The following is a 17,553-nucleotide window of genomic DNA, read 5'->3' as shown; positions in this document are numbered from 1 at the left end:
AGGGAGAGATCGTCATGTACCGCTTCTTCGAACAGCTCAGCTCACGCATCGCCGCGCCCTTCATCGGCGAAAGCTCGCGAAACAGCAAGGTCTGGCAGTGTCGCTGCGGGCAGTCGCTGTTTTTTCGCAACAGCCAGTGCCTGGCCTGTTCGGCGGCGTTGGGGTATCAACCGGAGGAGAGTCGCCTTTCGTCGCTGCAGCCCGGCGTGCAGGCTGATACCTGGTTGCTCGACGCCGATCTCGAAGCAGGCGTCTGGCGCCGCTGCGCCAACCTCGATTCCCCGGCCGCGTGCAATTGGCTGTTGCCCGCCAATGACCATGATGCGTTATGCATCGCCTGTAGCCTGAACCACACCATCCCCGACCTGTCGATTGCCGAAAACCACGAACGCTGGCGCAAGGTCGAAACGGCCAAGCGGCGTCTGGTCGCACAGTTGGTCAGCCTGGGTTTGCAGGTGATTCCCAAAACCGTGGACGAAGAGACGGGGCTGGCTTTCGATTTCATCGGTGTCGACCTCGAAGGCAAGCCGCCGACCACTGGTCACGCCAACGGGCTGATCACCCTCGATATCAAAGAAGCCGACGACGCTCATCGCGAGCAGATTCGGGTGCAGATGCACGAACCTTATCGCACGCTGCTCGGGCATTTTCGTCATGAAGTCGGGCATTACTACTGGGATCGGCTGATCGCCAACAGCCATTGGCTGGAACCGTTCCGCGGCCTGTTCGGCGACGAGCGCGCCAGCTATGCCGACGCCCTCGAACGGCATTACCAGCAAGGTGCGCCGCTCGACTGGCAGCAACATTACGTCAGCGCCTACGCGACCATGCATCCGTGGGAGGATTGGGCCGAAACCTGGGCTCACTACCTGCACATGATGGACGCGGTAGATACGGCGTTGGGGTTCGGGATGAGTGCCAGGGAGATGGACTTCGACTATCAGCCGTTTCCCCCAAGCACCCTCTACGATCCACAGCATCCCGGCGGCGCGGCGTTCCTGTCGTTCGTCAATGCGTGGATCGAACTGGCCGGCATGCTGAATGAACTGTCACGCAGCATGGGGCAGCCGGATTTCTATCCGTTCGTCCTGCCGCCGACAGTGATCGCCAAGCTGCACTTCATCCACCTGGTGATCCAGCAAGAGGGCGGCCGGGCGGATGAGGTGATGCAAGACCTGTAGCAGCTGTCGAGCCTGCGAGGCTGCGTTCGGCTGCGTTCGGCTGCGAAGCAGTCGTCGATCCGAAACTCGTGAAATTTACCTGAAAAACCGCGCTGTCTGATTTTACGACTGCTTCGCAGACGAACGCAGCCTCGCAGGCTCGACAGCTGCTACCGGCAGTGGTGTTCCGCGCCCTGTGCATGTCCTTGACCTGATTCATATTTTTAATCTGGATCGAACGGTTGTAACTTCGTCTCAGATAGGTACAATGGCGCCGTTCGCCGTCAGGTGAACGTCGTTATGGTGATCCCATCGGTCCCCCCGCAACGATTACCCGTGAACCTGGTCAGATCCGGAAGGAAGCAGCCACAGCGGGAACATTGTGTGCCGGGGTGTGGCTGGTGGGGTTGCCTCCATAACGCACCGCGAGTCCTCTCTCGCGTTATCTGTCTAAAAATACATTCTTGTTGCTCTGCCATGGATCTTGTCCAGGGCGGTGTTTTTTCGTTTCCGGTTTTCAGAGCGAACACATAAAAGGAGGCCGAACTGTCGAATGCGACAGCTCGGCCTCCTTTTTTATTTCTGGCGCTAAGGCTTGGACAAGGCCTGGTCAACCGCTGCAATCAGCTTTCCCAGATCCTTCGGGGTGGCTTTATGTATGACACCGAACAGATACGCCCGCTGTTCATCTTCATCGCCTAAATCTGCGAAAAAGGCTTTCAGCTTCACACCCAGCACATCGGCAAACAGGAACAAGGCTTCCACGCTGGGGGTGTAGGTGCCGGTTTCGAAGCGGCTGATGGTTTTGGGGTCAAAACCGGTTTTTTCACCGAGTTCAGCCTGAGTAAGCCCAGCGACCTTGCGGTAGCGCCGAATGGCCGCACCCAAACTTGAAATTTGCATCGCTTAATTCCCATTTAGAATCAAGAACTTAACGATAGATTTTTGCATTAGACAACTGCATGATCCATCACCTTGCTTTGCAAAATGTGATGCGTTTCGTAGAATTGCCGCACAAAATGGGTATTTTGGGCCTTTAAGGTTAGTTGATCTCTGCTATCAGGAGGCCATCAAACGCTGTTCATGGAGCGATATCGTGTTGCTGCGCATTACCTGTAAAAACACCTCTTCCGGGCATCCTGCACGGGTCGAGCGGTACCACCGCTAGCCACAGCGAGCCTGACTCATGGATGAGAAATACCGCAGGGCCGTGGATGCCGCCGCGATTTTTTCCGAGACCGATCTGAGCGGCCGGATCACCCACGTCAACGATCAGTTCTGTGTCGTGTCCGGCTACAGCCGCGAAGAACTGCTCGGGCAGAACCATCGTCTCCTCAACTCGGGTCTGCACTCCGCCGATTTCTTCGCGGCCATGTGGCGCACCATCGCCTTGGGCAACGTCTGGAAGGGCGAGATTTGTAATCGCGCCAAGGACGGCAGCCTGTATTGGGTCGACAGCACGATGGTGCCGGTGCTCGATGACGCTACCGGGCGGGTTAACCGTTATCTTTCGATTCGTTTCGACATCAGCGAAAAACACCAATTGCTGCATTCACTGCAATGGCGGGTGGGGCATGACGTGCTGACCGGGCTGCCGAATCGCGCCTTCCTCTCGGATTTGCTGGATCAGGCGCTGGAGTTCTCCCGTCACGAAAACATCCCGCTGGCGGTATGCATGCTCGACCTCGACGGCTTCAAGGCGGTCAACGATGGCTACGGGCATGCCAGTGGCGATCTGCTGTTGGTCGAGGTGGCCAAGCGTTTGCGCACCATTGTGCGCGGCGAAGATGTGGTGGCGCGGCTGGCCGGTGATGAGTTTGTGCTGGTGTTGCGTTACGTGCGGGATCTGCCGGAACTGCGTGCGGCGTTGAACCGGGTGCTCGGCGCCATTTCGGCGCCGTACTCGTTGCATGGCAAGGGCGTCAATGTGTTTGCCAGTATCGGCGTCACCTTGTTCCCCGACGACAATCAAGATGCCGAAACCTTGTTGCGTCATGCCGATCAGGCCATGTACGTGGCGAAACAACGTGGTCGCAATCGCTTTCATTTGTTCGACGTGTCCCGGGATCAGGAGGTCAAGGCCACTCACCAGACGGTTGAGCGAGTACGTCAGGCGCTGGCTGCCGGTGAGTTGCGAGTGCATTTCCAGCCCAAGGTGAACATGCGTCGCGGTGAGGTTGTCGGCTTCGAGGCGTTGTTGCGTTGGGAGCATCCGCAACACGGCATGGTGCCGGCCCGGGAGTTTTTGCCGCTGGTGGAAGAAACGGACCTGATCATCGATATTGGTGAGTGGGTGATGGATCAGGTCCTGTCGCAGTTGCACCATTGGCAGCAAGCGGGGCAGGGCTGGCCAGTCAGCATTAATATTGCGGCACGACATTTCCAGCGCGCGGATTTCGTCGACCGGCTCAAGCACGTGCTCGCCCGGCATGCCCAAGTGGCTCCGCAGATGCTCGATCTGGAAATCGTCGAGTCGGTGGCGATCGAGAATATTCAGCATGTCAGCGCCTGTTTACAGGCCTGTCAGGCGCTGGGGGTGCAGTTTTCACTGGGGGACTTTGGCACCGGTTATTCGTCCCTGAGCTACCTCAAGCGTTTGCAAACCCAAACCATCAAGATCGACAAATCGTTCGTGCGCGACATCCTTAATGATCGGGATGATCTGGCCCTGACCATGGCGGTCATTGGTCTGGCTCGGGCCTTTGGTCGGCAGGTGATCGCCGAAGGGCTGGAAAGTATCGAGCACGGTGAATTGCTGCTGCGCCTGGGCTGCGAAGTTGCTCAAGGCCATTTCATTGCCCGGCCGATGCCGCCCGCAGAGGTGGCGGGCTGGGTCGAGGGTTTTGTCGCGCCGCCGCAATGGCAGGTGCTGGATCAAGCAGGCTGAACTCGGTCCATGTAGCAGCTGCCGAAGGCTGCGTTCGGCTGCGAAGCAGTCGTCAAAATCAGACGCTTATTTTTCCCGATAAATCCTGCACACTGGTTTTGCGACTGCTGCGTCCGATCGCGGCCCGAGCCGAACGCAGCCTTCGGCAGCTGCTACAAATCTCCGGGACCACCGATATACAGTCGGATAATGTCGTCGATTTCCCCGGACATTTTCATTCGCTCCAAGGTGCGCAAAATGCGCTGCACGGGCACCTTGGGATCGTTGCGGATATAGCAACCGACACTCTGTTCCTGCAAAACCGCCACGCCTTGCAGTTGCTGTCCAGGCAGCAGGCGCTGATTGAACCAGTCCAGCGTCCATTGATTGCTCACGGCGTAGTGATAGCGTCCGGCCAGGAGTTTTTCCAGCACCTGTTCCTGGTTGCGCGCATCTTCGCGATGCAGTCGGTCGGCGTCGAACAGCGGTTGCAGGGTCGGGTAGCTGTAGCCGAGTACCGTGCCGATGGATTGTCGCGACAAGTCCGCAGGCGCCACTGAGGTCAGCGGATCTGCCCGGCTGATCAGCATGTCGCGCTGAAACCAGAGTGGAATGCTCCAGATGTAATCCCCGGACGGATTCGGCTGCCAGGACTGCGCCGCATAGCAGCGGATATCGACTTCGCCGTGCTCCATGGCGTTTTGCACTCGCGTGCGAGGCAGCACGTGAAACTCAGCCGGCGCGCCGACCTGGGTCGCGAGGCTGACCATCACGTCGTGCAGGATGCCTTGAGTGGAGCGGCCGCGGTCCAGTTGCACCATAGGCATCGCCCAACTGTCGGGCACCACGAAGCGCAATGGCGGCTCGGCGCCAGCGACATTCAGGCTGATCAACAGCAGTGCCCCCAAGGCCAGCCGCATAAACGCTCCGGTGCTGATAAAACCCGAGCCGATAAAAGCCCCCCAAAGACCATCTTAGCCAGATTAGACGAGCGCACCGGATGCAATTTTGGCCTTGCTCCGATAGCATTAGCCGCTTCTGTTCCTTCGTTGCGACGGTTTTCGATGAGTTATCAGGTTCTTGCACGTAAATGGCGTCCGCGCTCGTTCCGCGAAATGGTCGGCCAGACCCATGTGCTCAAGGCTCTGATCAATGCCTTGGACAGCCAGCGGCTGCACCACGCCTATCTGTTTACCGGTACCCGCGGGGTCGGCAAGACCACCATCGCGCGGATCATCGCCAAATGCCTTAACTGTGAAACAGGTATCACTTCAACGCCTTGCGGCGAGTGCTCGGTGTGCCGCGAGATTGATGAAGGTCGCTTTGTCGACCTGATCGAGATCGACGCCGCGAGCCGGACCAAGGTCGAGGACACCCGCGAACTGCTCGACAACGTGCAGTACGCGCCGAGCCGCGGGCGCTTCAAGGTCTACCTGATCGACGAAGTGCACATGCTCTCCAGCCATTCCTTCAATGCGCTGTTGAAAACCCTTGAAGAGCCGCCGCCCTACGTCAAGTTCATCCTGGCGACGACCGATCCGCAGAAACTTCCTGCAACCATTCTTTCGCGGTGCCTGCAGTTCTCTCTGAAGAACATGACGCCGGAGCGCGTGGTCGAGCATTTGACCCACGTGCTGGGTGTCGAGAACGTGCCGTTCGAAGACGACGCGCTGTGGCTGCTGGGCCGTGCTGCCGACGGTTCGATGCGCGACGCCATGAGCCTGACCGACCAGGCGATTGCCTTCGGTGAAGGCAAAGTCATGGCCGCCGACGTACGGGCAATGCTCGGCACGCTCGATCACGGTCAGGTCTACGACGTTCTGCATGCGCTGATCGAAGGCGACGCCAAGGCCTTGCTCGAAGCTGTCCGTCACCTGGCCGAACAAGGCCCGGACTGGAACGGCGTACTCTCGGAAATTCTCAACGTGCTGCACCGTGTCGCCATCGCCCAGGCCCTGCCTGAGGGCGTCGACAACGGTCATGGCGACCGTGACCGGGTGCTGGCACTGGCTCAGGCTCTGCCAGCCGAAGACGTGCAGTTTTATTACCAGATGGGCCTGATCGGTCGCCGCGACTTGCCGCTGGCGCCGGACCCGCGCGGTGGCTTCGAAATGGTCTTGCTGCGGATGCTCGCGTTCCGACCGGCAGACACCGAGGACGTCCCGAGGCAACCGCTAAAGCCAGTGGGGATCAGCCAGGCCACAGTTGATTCCGCAAACTCAGTGGCTGCCGCGCCCGTTGTTGCGCCGGTAGTCGCTACGGCAGTTGCACCCGTCGCGCCTGCGCCGGTGGCGGCGGTGGTTGCTCCAGTGCAAGCGCTCGCGCCTGAGCCGGTTGCGCCCGTCGTTGCGCCCGAGCCTGTCGTTGAGGCCGCAGCGGCCGAAGCCGTCGTCGATTTGCCCTGGAACGACCCGATAGAACCCGAAGTCGTTCAGCAACCCGCCGTCGAGCCGGTGCTGGAAATCGCCAGCGAACAACCCGAATTGGCGCCGATGCCATTGCCGACCCCCGACAGCGTAGTGCCGGACGCGCCGGAGTGGGCCGCTGCGCCGATTCCTGAGCCGTCGGTAGCCGAAGTCGATGCCGCGACACCGGGCATGGACCTGGACGACGAGCCGCCGCTGGACGAGGACTACATCGAGCCGGACATGGAATCGGCCTACAGCTACCTCGATGAACTGGCCAGCGAACACACCGCTGAGCCAGCGCCGGAAGCCGAACCTGAACCGGCCGCCATGCCGGCCACCGGTCTGGCGGCGCAATGGCTGGAGTTGTTCCCGAAACTGCCGATCTCCGGCATGACCGGCAGCATCGCCGCCAACTGCACGCTGATCGCCGTCGAGGGTGACAATTGGCTGATGCACCTGGACCCGGCCCACAGCGCGTTGTTCAACGCGACTCAACAGCGTCGCTTGAACGATGCGTTGAACCAGTTTCACGGGCGTACGCTGACCCTGCGCATGGAGTTGATCAAGCCCGAGCAGGAAACTCCGGCCCAGGCGGCGTCCCGCCGTCGTGCGAACCGTCAGCGCGAGGCCGAAGAGTCGATCCACGGTGATCCGTTCATCCAGCAAATGATGCAGCAGTTCGGTGCGGTGGTCCGTAACGATACTATTGAACCTGTCGAGACCCTGGTCACTCAGGGCTAATAACTGAAGGTGTTCGGCCAAAAGGGCCGGGCGCTGTATTTATCCAAGTACTTTTGAGGTGATTCCCATGATGAAAGGTGGCATGGCCGGCCTGATGAAGCAGGCACAGCAGATGCAGGAAAAAATGGCCAAGATGCAGGAAGAACTGGCCAACGCCGAAGTCACCGGTAAAGCCGGTGGCGATATGGTCACTGTGGTGATGACTGGTCGTCACGACGTCAAGCGCGTGACCATCGATCCAAGCCTGGTCGAAGGCTTGAGCGAAGACGACAAAGAGATGCTGGAGGCCGTGTTCGCCGCCGCTGTCAACGATGCCGTGCGCAAGATCGAAGCCAACAGCCAGGACAAAATGTCCGGCATGACCGCTGGCATGCAACTGCCACCGGGTATGAAACTGCCATTCTGATTCGCCAAAGCGCGTCGGATGGGCTACAAAAAAATGCCAGGCATCGCGCCTGGCATTTTTGTTTCTGGCACACCGATCGTTTCCACGCTCTGCGTGGGAATGCCTCTTGTGACGCTCTGCGTCACGCTTTGGGACGCGGAGCGTCCCGGGCTGCATTCCCACGCAGAGCGTGGGAACGATCAGTGCCGGTGTGTCAGAAACATCGAACGCGCTATCGTCACAACGGTCTGCTCCCTATACCGCCGAATTCATCGATCAAAGGAGAAGCTCACATGCCACAAGCATTGACCCTCAACCAACGTATCGTCCTGGCGTCCCGCCCGGTAGGCGCGCCGACGCCGGAGAATTTCCGCCTGGAGCGCGTTGCGCTGCCGGACCTGGCCGACGGCCAGGTGCTGCTCAAGACCCTTTACCTGTCACTCGACCCCTACATGCGCGGACGCATGAGTGACGCGCCGTCCTACGCCGCTCCGGTTGAAATCGGTGAGGTGATGACCGGTGGCGCTGTCAGCCGGGTCGAGCGTTCGCTGAATCCGAAATTCCACGAAGGTGATCTGGTGGTCGGTTCTACCGGTTGGCAGAGCCACAGCATCAGCGACGGTCGCGACATCATTCCGGTGCCGTCCGGGCTGCCGAGCCCGTCAATGTCGTTGGGCGTGTTGGGCATGCCCGGCATGACCGCGTACATGGGTCTGATGGACATCGGCCAGCCCAAGGCCGGCGAAACCCTGGTGGTTGCGGCTGCATCCGGCGCCGTGGGTTCGGTGGTCGGCCAGGTGGCGAAGATCAAGGGCTTGCGCGTGGTCGGCGTGGCCGGTGGCGCGGACAAGTGCCGTTATGTGGTCGATGAGCTGGGTTTTGATGCCTGCATCGATCACAAGGGCCCGAACTTCGCCGATGAATTGGCCAAGGCGTGCTCCGAAGGCATCGACATCTATTACGAAAACGTCGGCGGCAAGGTGTTCGATGCGGTGCTGCCGTTGCTCAAGCCCAAGGCGCGAATTCCACTCTGCGGTCTGATCGCGTCCTACAACGCTCACGAAGCACCGACCGGCCCGGATCGTCTGCCGCAATTGCAGCGCACGCTACTGACCAAACGTGTGCGAATCCAGGGCTTCATCGTGTTCGACGACTACGGTGATCGTCAGCCGGAATTCGTCAGCGCCATGGCGCCTTGGGTGCGCGACGGCAAGGTGAAGTTCCGCGAAGACGTGGTCGATGGCCTGGAGCAGGCACCTGAAGCGTTCATCGGTCTGCTGGAAGGACGCAACTTCGGCAAACTGGTTGTGCGGGTCGCCCAGGACTGAGTAATTGACGCTAAACAGAGGCGCGGGTATAAACCGCGTCTCGTTGTTTTGTCGGACTTTTCACCATGAGCTTCAGCCCTTTGATTCGCCAACTGATCGACGCCCTGCGAATTTTGCCAGGTGTGGGTCAGAAAACTGCCCAACGCATGGCGTTGCAGCTGCTCGAGCGTGATCGCAGCGGCGGCTCGCGACTGGCGCTGGCACTGAGCCAGGCCATGGAAGGGGTGGGCCATTGCCGGTTGTGCCGCACGCTGACCGAAGACGACCTCTGCCCGCAATGCGCCGATACCCGTCGCGACGACACCTTGCTCTGCGTGGTGGAAGGGCCGATGGACGTCTACGCGGTGGAGCAGACCGGCTTCCGTGGTCGCTACTTTGTGCTCAAGGGCCACCTGTCGCCACTCGACGGACTCGGGCCGGAAGCCATCGGTATTCCGCAACTGCTGGCGCGGATCGAAGAGGCGGGCACGTTCACTGAAGTTATTCTGGCGACCAATCCGACCGTGGAAGGTGAGGCCACGGCGCACTACATCGCCCAGTTGCTCAGTAACAAAGGCCTGATCGCCTCACGCATCGCCCATGGCGTGCCGTTGGGTGGCGAGCTGGAACTGGTGGATGGCGGGACGCTGGCGCATTCGTTTGCCGGGCGTAAGCCTATTGTCTTGTAGTGCTTGAACTGACGCCATCGCGAGCAAGCCCGCTCCCACATTTGACTTGTATACGCTGGAGATCAAATGTGGGAGCGGGCTTGCTCGCGAAGGACGCGCCTGGGTTTATCTGATTCACACAATTCTGTTGAAAACCAAGCAAGCGCTCGGTTAACTTCGCTGAACCTTCAGTGGAGCTCGCCGATGCCTGCCTTTCAGGAATACTTCGACCCCAGCCACCAATTGGTCCGCGACAGCGTCAGACGTTTCGTCGAGCGCGAGATCTTGCAGGACATCGACCAGTGGGAAGAAGCCGAAAGCTTTCCCCGTGAGCTCTACCTCAAGGCCGGCGCAGCGGGGATTCTGGGGATCGGTTATCCCGAAGCCCTGGGTGGCAGCCATGAAGGTGATCTGTTCGCCAAGGTCGCCGCCAGCGAAGAGCTGATGCGCTGTGGTTCCGGCGGCTTGGTGGCGGGGCTCGGCTCGCTGGACATCGGCCTGCCGCCGATCCTCAAGTGGGCCAGGGCTGAAGTCCGCGATCTTGTTGTGCCGCAAGTGCTCGCCGGCGAGAAGATCAGCGCCCTGGCCGTGACCGAGCCCAGCGGTGGCTCCGACGTCGCCAACCTGCAAACCCGCGCCGTGCTTGACGGCGACTTCTACCGGGTCAGCGGCAGTAAAACCTTTATCACCAGCGGCGTCCGCGCGGATTTCTACACCGTCGCGGTGCGCACCGGTGCGCCGGGTTTCGGTGGCATCAGCCTGCTGTTGATCGAGAAGGGCACGCCCGGTTTTACCGTCGGCCGTCAGTTGAAGAAAATGGGTTGGTGGGCGTCGGACACTGCGGAACTGTTCTTCGACGATTGCCGGGTGCCGGTAGGCAATCTGATTGGTGCTGAAAACATGGGCTTCGCCTGCATCATGGGTAACTTCCAGAGCGAACGCCTGGCGCTGGCGCTAATGGCCAACATGACCGCGCAACTGGCGCTGGAAGAGAGCCTGAAATGGGCTCGCCAACGTGAAGCATTCGGTAAACCCATAGGCAAGTTTCAGGTGCTCAAGCATCGCCTTGCCGAAATGGCGACGGCGCTGGAGGTGTCACGGGAATTCACCTATCGCCAGGCAGCGAAAATGGCGGCGGGGCAGAGTGTGATCAAGGAGATTTCCATGGCCAAGAATTTTGCGACTGACACGGCAGATCGGATTACCACGGATGCGGTGCAGATTTTGGGTGGCCTCGGTTATATGCGCGAGAGCCTGGTGGAGCGGCTGTATCGGGATAACCGGATCTTGTCGATCGGCGGCGGTACGCGAGAAGTGATGAACGAGATCATCAGCAAGCAGATGGGGCTTTAACAGACATTGAGATAGGTGGTGCTGCCATTCGCGAGCAAGTCGAATCGTCGCACCGCCGCTCCCACATTAGACCGCGTCCGCCTGGACAACTTGATCAACTGTGGGAGCGGGCTTGCTCGCGAAGGCGTCGGTGCAGACGCCGCGTTACTTATCAGACAACGCAAACTGCGTCAGGCAAAACGTCGGAATTCCCATATCTTCCAACCGCTGGGACCCGCCCAACTCCGGCAAATCAATGATCGCCGCCGCTTCATGGACCCGTGCGCCCATGCGCCGAACCAGGTTCGCCGCCGCAATCAGCGTCCCGCCCGTGGCGATCAGGTCATCGAACATCACCACCGAATCGCCCTCGCACAGGCTGTCGGCGTGGACTTCGAGGAAGGCTTCGCCGTATTCGGTCGCATAACCCTCGGCCAGCACGTCGGCCGGCAGTTTGCCTTGCTTGCGGAACAGCACCAGCGGCTTGTTCAACTGATAGGCCAGGACCGAACCGATCAGAAAACCACGCGCGTCCATCGCACCGATGTGGGTGAAGTCGGCCTCGACATAACGGTGGGCGAAGCTGTCCATCACCAGGCGTAGGGCCGTGGGCGACTGGAACAATGGGGTAATGTCGCGAAAGATCACGCCCGGCTTGGGAAAGTCGATCACAGGGCGGATGAGGGATTTGATGTCGAAGGAGTCGAAGACCATCGTCGGGTGTCCTGGCAGGCTGCAAACGACGCAGTATAACGGCGGCTGAACCGTTTCGCTCAGCCGCCATCGCCGAAATCAGCCGTCTAGCGAGCCGCCGGCCAAGGCGCAGAGCTGGATCGGGTCGAGGATATGGATTTCCTTGCCTTCGGCGGCGATCAGTTCGTTTTGCTGGAAGCGCGTGAACACCCGGGACACGGTTTCCACCGCCAGGCCCAGGTAATTGCCGATTTCGTTGCGCGACATGCTCAGGCGGAACTGGTTGGCCGAGAAACCCCGAGCGCGGAAACGGGCCGACAGGTTGACCAGGAACGTGGCGATGCGCTCGTCGGCGGTTTTCTTCGACAGCAGCAACATCATTTGCTGATCGTCGCGAATCTCGCGGCTCATCACGCGCATCAACTGACGGCGCAGTTGCGGCAGTTGCAGCGCCAGTTCGTCGAGGCGTTCGAAAGGGATTTCACACACCGATGTGGTTTCCATGGCTTGCGCCGAGACCGGGTGTTTTTCGGTGTCCATGCCCGACAGGCCGACCAGTTCGCTCGGCAGGTGGAAGCCAGTGAGTTGTTCTTCGCCGCCATCGCTCAGGCTGAACGTCTTCAGAGCGCCAGAGCGTACTGCATAAACGGAATCGAAGGTGTCGCCCTGGCGGAACAGGAATTCGCCCTTTTTCAGCGGGCGGCCACGTTTAACGATTTCGTCCAGCGCATCCATGTCTTCCAGATTCAAAGAAAGTGGCAAGCAGAGGGGGGCCAGGCTGCAATCCTTGCAATGGGCCTGACTATGAGCGCGCAGCTTTACTGGCTCGGACATTTCTTAAATCCTTGTGGGAAAACACACATAAGCCGTAAGGGTAACCCACGGGAGGACATTCAGGCACGCGGCGATTTTGTCGCAGGGGCGTAAAGCCTGCGTTTCGCAGACCGGCCGGTGAATTGATGGCTAGATCACCCGCGAAAACCGCTGGCGATTGTGCTGTTCCAGGTACGCGTCGAACACCATGCACACCGAACGCACCAGCAATCGTCCGGCGGGCAGTACGGTAATCCGTTCGTTATCCAGTTCGATCAGGCCGTCTTCGGCCATTCCCTGCAACTGTGGCCAGAGTTCGCCGAAGTAACCCTGAAAGTCGATGTTGAAGGCGTGTTCGATCTCGGCGAATTCCAGGCTGAAATTACAGATCAGTTGTTGGATGACCGCACGTCGCAGGCGGTCATCGGCGTTGCACAGCAGACCACGGCTGGTGGCTAGCTGCGCGCTGGCCAGCGTGTTCTGGTACTGATTCAGGTCGCTGCTGTTCTGGCAATACAAGTCGCCGATCTGGCTGATGGCCGACACGCCCAGGCCAATCAGGTCGCAATGACCGTGGGTGGTGTAGCCCTGGAAGTTGCGTTGCAGGGTCGATTCTTCCTGAGCAATCGCCAGTTCATCGTCGGGCAGCGCGAAGTGATCCATGCCGATGTAGCGGTAACCGGCCTGGGTCAGTTGTTCGATGGTGCCCTGGAGTATTTCCAGTTTTTGCGCCGGAGTCGGTAGCTCGTCGCTGTTGATTCGCCGTTGCGGCATGAAGCGTTCCGGCAGGTGCGCGTAGTTGAACACCGAGAGGCGGTCCGGTTGCAGGTTGATCACTTCATCGACGGTGCGGGCGAAATTCTCGGGTGTTTGCCTTGGCAAGCCATAGATCAGGTCAATGTTGATCGAGCGAAACTGCAGCGTGCGGGCAGCGTCGATCACCGCGCGGGTTTCTTCCAGGCTTTGCAGGCGATTGACTGCCCGTTGCACCGCCGGATCGAGGTCTTGCAGGCCGATACTGACCCGATTGAAACCCAGTTCACGGAGCAGGCCCATGGTCGACCAGTCGGCTTCGCGAGGGTCGATTTCGATGCCGTAGTCGCCGGAATCGTCGTCCAGCAAGTTGAAGTTTTTACGCAACTGGGCCATCAACTGGCGCAGTTCATCGTGACTGAGAAAGGTCGGGGTGCCGCCGCCGAAATGCAATTGTTCGACTTTCTGCGCGGGGTCGAGGTGGCAGGCGATCAGCTGGATTTCCTGCTCAAGGCGCTGCAAATAGGGCTGGGCCCGGCCGCGGTCCTTGGTGATGACTTTGTTGCAGGCGCAGTAATAGCAAATGTTCGCGCAGAACGGCACGTGCACATACAGCGATAACGGGCGCAGGGCTTTACGGCTGTCGCGCAGGGCGTGGAACAGGTCAAACGTGCCGACCTGACCGTCGAATTGCGCCGCGGTCGGGTAGGAGGTGTAGCGCGGTCCCGCCAGGTCGTAACGGCGGATCAGATCGGTGTCCCAACGAATGGCGTCGAGCATCATGCGGGCATTCCCCCGGATAGGCTGGCAGTGTCAGCGAGTCTAGGGGGCGCGGCGGTGGGGCATCTTGATTTGCATCAACGGTGTCATTGCCAAACATCACCCTGTAGCAGCTGCCGAGCCTGCGAGGCTGCGTTCGGCGGCGAAGCCGTCGTGAAATCAGGCTGTGCGGTGCTTCAGGTGAATTTGGTACTCAGGGTTTACGACGGCTTCGCCGCCGAACGCAGCCTCGCAGGCTCGGCAGCTGCTACAAGGGTGTGCTGCCGATCTAATGGCCCATGAGCCAATGCTGATGCGGTCCCGGCAAGGTCCAGATGCCGAACAGGATCACCAGTAACCCGCCCGTCATCCGCACGCTACGTTTGCGCAACAACGCCGTGACCCGCTCAGCCGCCAACCCCGTGGCGAGCAACACCGGCCAGGTGCCGAGCCCGAACGCGAGCATTAAAAGCGCACTGTCCAGCGCATTGCCCTGACTCGCCGACCACAGCAGGGTGCTGTAAACCAGCCCGCACGGCAGCCAGCCCCAGAGCGCGCCCAGCAGCAACGCGCGGGGTAGGCTCGACACCGGCAACAGTTTGTTGGCAACCGGCTGGATGTGCCGCCACAGGCCACGACCGAGGCTTTCGATGCGAGTCAGGCCGCTCCACCAACCGGCGAGGTACAGGCCCATGGCGACCAGCAGCAATCCGGCAATGACGCGCATGAACATCGCCGCCGGGCTGTTGGCCACCGCCCAACCGGCCAGACCGATCAGCAGGCCGGCTGTTGCATAGCTGAGAATTCGCCCCAGGTTGTAGGCCAGCAGCAGTCGAAAGCGTCGGCTGCGTTGCTCCTTGGGAATTGCCAGGGTCAACGCGCCCATCAATCCGCCGCACATGCCCAGGCAATGCCCGCCACCGAGCAGACCGAGAATCACCGCAGACACCAGCAGTGGCGCCAACTCAAGCATGAGGCGGCGCCTTGTCGTCCGGTTTGGCCGGATGGCCGCTGGCTTCGTCGACTGCAGCTTTGTGGTTTGGGTCCTGATCGTCGAACAGGATGCTGTGGGCCGGGCCGTCGAGGTCGTCGTACTGACCGCTGTCGACTGCCCAGAAGAAGATGTAAATAGCGATGGCCACGATCAGCAGCGCGGCCGGGATCATCACGTAGAGAGCTGGCATCTTGACTCCATGCCCGCGCGGCTCAGGCCGGCAGCGGACGGGTTTCTGGCGTGGCGCTGATCGCAGGCGTGTTTGGCATGCGAGTCAGGCGCAGGGCGTTCAGCACCACGGTCAACGAACTGATGGACATGCCGACCGCGGCCCATACCGGAGTGATCCAGCCGAGGGCGGCGAACGGCAACATGAGGCCATTGTACAGCCCGGCCCACAGCAGGTTCTCGATGATTACCCGACGGGTGCGTCGAGCCAGGCTAAAGGCTTGGACCAATGCATCGAGGCGGTTCGACAGCAATACCGCGTCGGCACTGGTTTTCGCCAGATCGGTGGCCGAACCCATGGCCACGCTGATGTCGGCGGCGGCCAGCACGGGCACGTCGTTGACCCCGTCACCGAGCATCAACACCTTGCGGCCTTCTTTGTGCAGCTGTTGCAAGACCTGCAATTTATCGTCTGGACGCAAGCCGCCTCGGGCTTCATCGATGCCCAGTTCCGCAGCGACACTGGCGACCATCGGTGAGCTGTCGCCGGACAGCAGCAGCGTGCGCCAGCCGCGAGCCTTGCAGGCCGCGAGCAGGGCGGGCGCGTCGGCACGCAGACGGTCGTCGAGAACAAACCATGCCAGCGGCCCCTGGCTGTCGCCAAGCAACAGCCATTGACCGGCTTCGTCCGGCATCGATGGCACGGCAGCACCACTGAGTTCACAGACAAAACCCGGTTGGCCGATGCGCAGGCGTTGTTCACCGACCAAGCCTTCGAGGCCTAGCCCCGGCGTGCTGTGGACTTCTTCGGCGGCCAGCGGCGCCCGACCAAACGCGCGGGCGATCGGGTGCTCAGAGCGGTTTTCCAGGGCGGCGGCCAGGCTCAGGCATTGATCGCTGTTGAGCGCGCCGAGCGGGCGGATCGAACGCAACGCCAGGCGCCCTTCGGTGAGTGTGCCGGTCTTGTCGAAAATTACTGTGTCGATCTGGTTCAGACCTTCCAGCACATGGCCGCGAGTCAGCAGCAAGCCGAGTTTGTGCAGTGTGCCGGTGGCGGCGGTGAGGGCGGTCGGTGTGGCCAGGGACAGGGCGCACGGGCACGTTGCAACGAGCATCGCCAACACAATCCAGAAGGCTCGCGACGAATCCAGTTCCCACCAGATCAGGCCGATGACGGCGGCGGCAATCAGCGACAGCAGCAGGAACCACTGCGCGGCGCGGTCGGCAATTTCCGCCAGTCGCGGCTTCTCGGCCTGAGCGCGGTCCAGCAGACGGACGATGGCGGACAGTCGGGTGTCCTGGCCAAGGGCCAGGACTTCCACGGTCAATGCACCTTCGACGTTCAGGGTGCCGGCGGTGACGGCATCGCCCGGCGTGCGCGGCTGTGGCAGGTATTCGCCGGTCAGCAGGGATTCGTCGATGCTCGACTGGCCGTCGAGGATCTTGCCGTCAGCCGGGAGGATCGCGCCGGGGTGCACCAGCACTTGATCGCCGACGCGCAGTTCGCTGAGCAGGATCCGCTCGCTCTGGCCGTCGGCACTCAGGCGCAGACACGAGGCGGGCAATAGATTGACCAGTTGTGCGGTGGCGGCGGCGGTACGTTCGCGGGCGCGACGCTCCAGATAACGCCCGGCCAGCAGGAACAGTGCGAACATGCCGACCGCATCGAAATACAGTTCGCCGACGCCGGTGATCGAGGTCCAGATCCCGGCGATGTAGGCGCTGCCAATCGCCAGCGACACCGAAACGTCCATGGTCAGGTGGCGGGTGCGCAAGTCACGCATGGCGCCTTTGAAGAATGGTGCGCAGCTGTAGAACACGATCGGAGTGGTGAGGAACAGCGCGACCCAACGCAGGATGGTGTGCAGTTCGGGACTGAGGTCGATGTTGAATTCCGGCCAGGTGGCCATGGTCGCCATCATCGCCTGGAACCACAGCAGCCCGGCTACGCCGAGTTGGCGCAGGGCCAGGCGGTTTTCGCTGGCCAGTTGTTCGCTGGCGCGGTCGGCCTGATAGGGGTGCGCGGCGTAACCGATGTGGCGCAATTCGCTGAGTACCTGGCTCAGCGGCAGTTGCGCATCGGCCCAGCGCACATGCAGGCGATGGTTGGACAGGTTCAGGCGCGCTTCGGCCACCGCCGGCAAGCCACGCAGGTGTTTCTCGATCAGCCAGCCGCAGGCGGCGCAACTGATGCCTTCCATCAACAGGGTGGTTTCGGCGAGTTCGCCTTCGTGGCGGACGAAGGGGGCTTGCACGTCGGCGCGGTCGTACAGCGCCAGTTCATCCACCAACTGCACCGGCAGCGCTTCGGGGTTGGCCGATGACTCGCTGCGATGCTGGTAATAGGTTTCCAGTCCGCCGGACACGATGGCTTCGGCCACGGCCTGACAACCCGGGCAGCAGAACTCGCGGGTTTCACCGAGGACGGCAGCGGTGAAGCGGCTGCCGGCCGGGACGGGCAGGGCGCAGTGGTAGCAGGGGAGTGGAGTGTTCATGAGGCGTAGTC

The 17,553-nt window shown here is 60.9% G+C and carries 15 protein-coding genes and 1 other RNA gene; 8 read left to right on the top strand and 8 right to left on the bottom strand.

Annotated features, from left to right (window positions below; all coding sequences use genetic code 11):
- Nucleotides 1-14 precede the first annotated feature (14 nt).
- Together CKW16_RS13150 and ffs are read left to right on the top strand one after the other, a co-directional pair.
- On the top strand, nucleotides 15-1,181 hold the full coding sequence (locus CKW16_RS13150) for a putative zinc-binding metallopeptidase (RefSeq protein ID WP_095128777.1): 1,167 nt from the start codon (nucleotides 15-17) through the stop codon (nucleotides 1,179-1,181).
- Nucleotides 1,182-1,470: 289 nt separating this feature from the next.
- Nucleotides 1,471-1,567: signal recognition particle sRNA small type (gene ffs, locus CKW16_RS13145), an RNA gene on the top strand.
- Between the two features lie 181 nt (nucleotides 1,568-1,748).
- Here ffs and CKW16_RS13140 read toward each other — a convergent pair.
- Nucleotides 1,749-2,063, bottom strand: a complete 315-nt coding sequence (locus CKW16_RS13140) for a helix-turn-helix domain-containing protein (RefSeq protein ID WP_008146799.1) — start codon at nucleotides 2,061-2,063, stop codon at nucleotides 1,749-1,751.
- Nucleotides 2,064-2,346: 283 nt separating this feature from the next.
- Here CKW16_RS13140 and CKW16_RS13135 point away from each other — a divergent pair, with 283 nt between their 5' ends.
- Entirely contained in the window at nucleotides 2,347-4,047 is a 1,701-nt protein-coding gene (locus tag CKW16_RS13135) for a bifunctional diguanylate cyclase/phosphodiesterase (protein ID WP_095128776.1), read from the top strand.
- Nucleotides 4,048-4,199: 152 nt separating this feature from the next.
- Here the strand turns inward: CKW16_RS13135 and CKW16_RS13130 are convergent, their stop codons facing one another.
- Nucleotides 4,200-4,946 carry an ABC transporter substrate-binding protein gene (locus tag CKW16_RS13130; RefSeq protein WP_095128775.1) on the bottom strand — a complete coding sequence of 249 codons (747 nt, stop codon included), beginning with the start codon at nucleotides 4,944-4,946 and terminating at the stop codon, nucleotides 4,200-4,202.
- Between the two features lie 144 nt (nucleotides 4,947-5,090).
- Here CKW16_RS13130 and dnaX point away from each other — a divergent pair, with 144 nt between their 5' ends.
- The 5 genes from dnaX (at nucleotide 5,091) to CKW16_RS13100 (ending at nucleotide 10,888) form a co-directional block, all read left to right on the top strand.
- Nucleotides 5,091-7,175 (top strand): DNA polymerase III subunit gamma/tau, encoded by a 2,085-nt coding sequence (dnaX, locus tag CKW16_RS13125; RefSeq protein ID WP_095128774.1) that lies wholly within the window; start codon nucleotides 5,091-5,093, stop codon nucleotides 7,173-7,175.
- A 67-nt stretch (nucleotides 7,176-7,242) separates the two neighbouring features.
- The gene (locus CKW16_RS13120; protein ID WP_008028561.1) at nucleotides 7,243-7,581 is read left to right on the top strand and encodes a YbaB/EbfC family nucleoid-associated protein; all 339 of its coding nucleotides are present in this window, start codon (nucleotides 7,243-7,245) and stop codon (nucleotides 7,579-7,581) included.
- A 272-nt stretch (nucleotides 7,582-7,853) separates the two neighbouring features.
- Entirely contained in the window at nucleotides 7,854-8,888 is a 1,035-nt protein-coding gene (locus tag CKW16_RS13110) for an NADP-dependent oxidoreductase (RefSeq protein WP_095128772.1), read from the top strand.
- A 65-nt stretch (nucleotides 8,889-8,953) separates the two neighbouring features.
- Entirely contained in the window at nucleotides 8,954-9,556 is a 603-nt protein-coding gene (gene recR, locus CKW16_RS13105; RefSeq protein WP_046047871.1) for a recombination mediator RecR, read from the top strand.
- A gap of 183 nt (nucleotides 9,557-9,739) precedes the next feature.
- Nucleotides 9,740-10,888 (top strand): acyl-CoA dehydrogenase family protein, encoded by a 1,149-nt coding sequence (locus tag CKW16_RS13100; protein WP_095128771.1) that lies wholly within the window; start codon nucleotides 9,740-9,742, stop codon nucleotides 10,886-10,888.
- A 144-nt stretch (nucleotides 10,889-11,032) separates the two neighbouring features.
- Here CKW16_RS13100 and CKW16_RS13095 read toward each other — a convergent pair whose 3' ends face one another.
- The 6 genes from CKW16_RS13095 to CKW16_RS13065 all read right to left on the bottom strand — a co-directional run bounded on the left by CKW16_RS13095 (nucleotide 11,033) and on the right by CKW16_RS13065 (nucleotide 17,542).
- Nucleotides 11,033-11,581 carry an adenine phosphoribosyltransferase gene (locus tag CKW16_RS13095; RefSeq protein WP_008146813.1) on the bottom strand — a complete coding sequence of 183 codons (549 nt, stop codon included), beginning with the start codon at nucleotides 11,579-11,581 and terminating at the stop codon, nucleotides 11,033-11,035.
- A 78-nt stretch (nucleotides 11,582-11,659) separates the two neighbouring features.
- Nucleotides 11,660-12,394 carry a fumarate/nitrate reduction transcriptional regulator Fnr gene (gene fnr, locus CKW16_RS13090; RefSeq protein WP_046047868.1) on the bottom strand — a complete coding sequence of 245 codons (735 nt, stop codon included), beginning with the start codon at nucleotides 12,392-12,394 and terminating at the stop codon, nucleotides 11,660-11,662.
- A gap of 129 nt (nucleotides 12,395-12,523) precedes the next feature.
- Nucleotides 12,524-13,906: an oxygen-independent coproporphyrinogen III oxidase gene (hemN, locus tag CKW16_RS13085; protein WP_095128838.1), complete on the bottom strand. Its 1,383-nt coding sequence runs from the start codon at nucleotides 13,904-13,906 to the stop codon at nucleotides 12,524-12,526.
- 268 nt (nucleotides 13,907-14,174) lie between these two features.
- Nucleotides 14,175-14,858, bottom strand: a complete 684-nt coding sequence (locus CKW16_RS13075) for a sulfite exporter TauE/SafE family protein (protein ID WP_095128770.1) — start codon at nucleotides 14,856-14,858, stop codon at nucleotides 14,175-14,177.
- Nucleotides 14,851-15,069, bottom strand: a complete 219-nt coding sequence (ccoS, locus tag CKW16_RS13070; protein ID WP_007905420.1) for a cbb3-type cytochrome oxidase assembly protein CcoS — start codon at nucleotides 15,067-15,069, stop codon at nucleotides 14,851-14,853. Before ccoS ends, CKW16_RS13075 begins: the two co-directional genes overlap by 8 nt.
- A 22-nt stretch (nucleotides 15,070-15,091) precedes the next feature.
- Nucleotides 15,092-17,542 (bottom strand): heavy metal translocating P-type ATPase, encoded by a 2,451-nt coding sequence (locus tag CKW16_RS13065; protein ID WP_095128769.1) that lies wholly within the window; start codon nucleotides 17,540-17,542, stop codon nucleotides 15,092-15,094.
- Between the last annotated feature and the right edge of the window lie 11 nt (nucleotides 17,543-17,553).

Source organism: Pseudomonas sp. Irchel s3h14, assembly GCF_900187425.1.
Classification (GTDB): Bacteria; Pseudomonadota; Gammaproteobacteria; order Pseudomonadales; family Pseudomonadaceae; genus Aquipseudomonas.
Note: the sequence above shows the minus strand (reverse complement) of the source record. Positions and strands in the feature narration are given on the sequence as shown.

Excerpts from the sequence above, each read along its gene's own strand:
- CKW16_RS13150 (WP_095128777.1), top strand. The coding sequence starts at position 15 with ATGTACCGCTTCTTCGAACAGCTCAGCTCACGCATCGCCGCGCCCTTC.
- CKW16_RS13095 (WP_008146813.1), bottom strand. The coding sequence starts at position 11,581 with ATGGTCTTCGACTCCTTCGACATCAAATCCCTCATCCGCCCTGTGATC.
- ccoS (WP_007905420.1), bottom strand. The coding sequence starts at position 15,069 with ATGCCAGCTCTCTACGTGATGATCCCGGCCGCGCTGCTGATCGTGGCC.
- CKW16_RS13130 (WP_095128775.1), bottom strand. The coding sequence starts at position 4,946 with ATGCGGCTGGCCTTGGGGGCACTGCTGTTGATCAGCCTGAATGTCGCT.
- CKW16_RS13135 (WP_095128776.1), top strand. The coding sequence starts at position 2,347 with ATGGATGAGAAATACCGCAGGGCCGTGGATGCCGCCGCGATTTTTTCC.
- CKW16_RS13110 (WP_095128772.1), top strand. The coding sequence starts at position 7,854 with ATGCCACAAGCATTGACCCTCAACCAACGTATCGTCCTGGCGTCCCGC.
- recR (WP_046047871.1), top strand. The coding sequence starts at position 8,954 with ATGAGCTTCAGCCCTTTGATTCGCCAACTGATCGACGCCCTGCGAATT.
- CKW16_RS13120 (WP_008028561.1), top strand. The coding sequence starts at position 7,243 with ATGATGAAAGGTGGCATGGCCGGCCTGATGAAGCAGGCACAGCAGATG.
- dnaX (WP_095128774.1), top strand. The coding sequence starts at position 5,091 with ATGAGTTATCAGGTTCTTGCACGTAAATGGCGTCCGCGCTCGTTCCGC.
- CKW16_RS13140 (WP_008146799.1), bottom strand. The coding sequence starts at position 2,063 with ATGCAAATTTCAAGTTTGGGTGCGGCCATTCGGCGCTACCGCAAGGTC.
- CKW16_RS13100 (WP_095128771.1), top strand. The coding sequence starts at position 9,740 with ATGCCTGCCTTTCAGGAATACTTCGACCCCAGCCACCAATTGGTCCGC.
- CKW16_RS13065 (WP_095128769.1), bottom strand. The coding sequence starts at position 17,542 with ATGAACACTCCACTCCCCTGCTACCACTGCGCCCTGCCCGTCCCGGCC.
- fnr (WP_046047868.1), bottom strand. The coding sequence starts at position 12,394 with ATGTCCGAGCCAGTAAAGCTGCGCGCTCATAGTCAGGCCCATTGCAAG.
- hemN (WP_095128838.1), bottom strand. The coding sequence starts at position 13,906 with ATGCTCGACGCCATTCGTTGGGACACCGATCTGATCCGCCGTTACGAC.
- CKW16_RS13075 (WP_095128770.1), bottom strand. The coding sequence starts at position 14,858 with ATGCTTGAGTTGGCGCCACTGCTGGTGTCTGCGGTGATTCTCGGTCTG.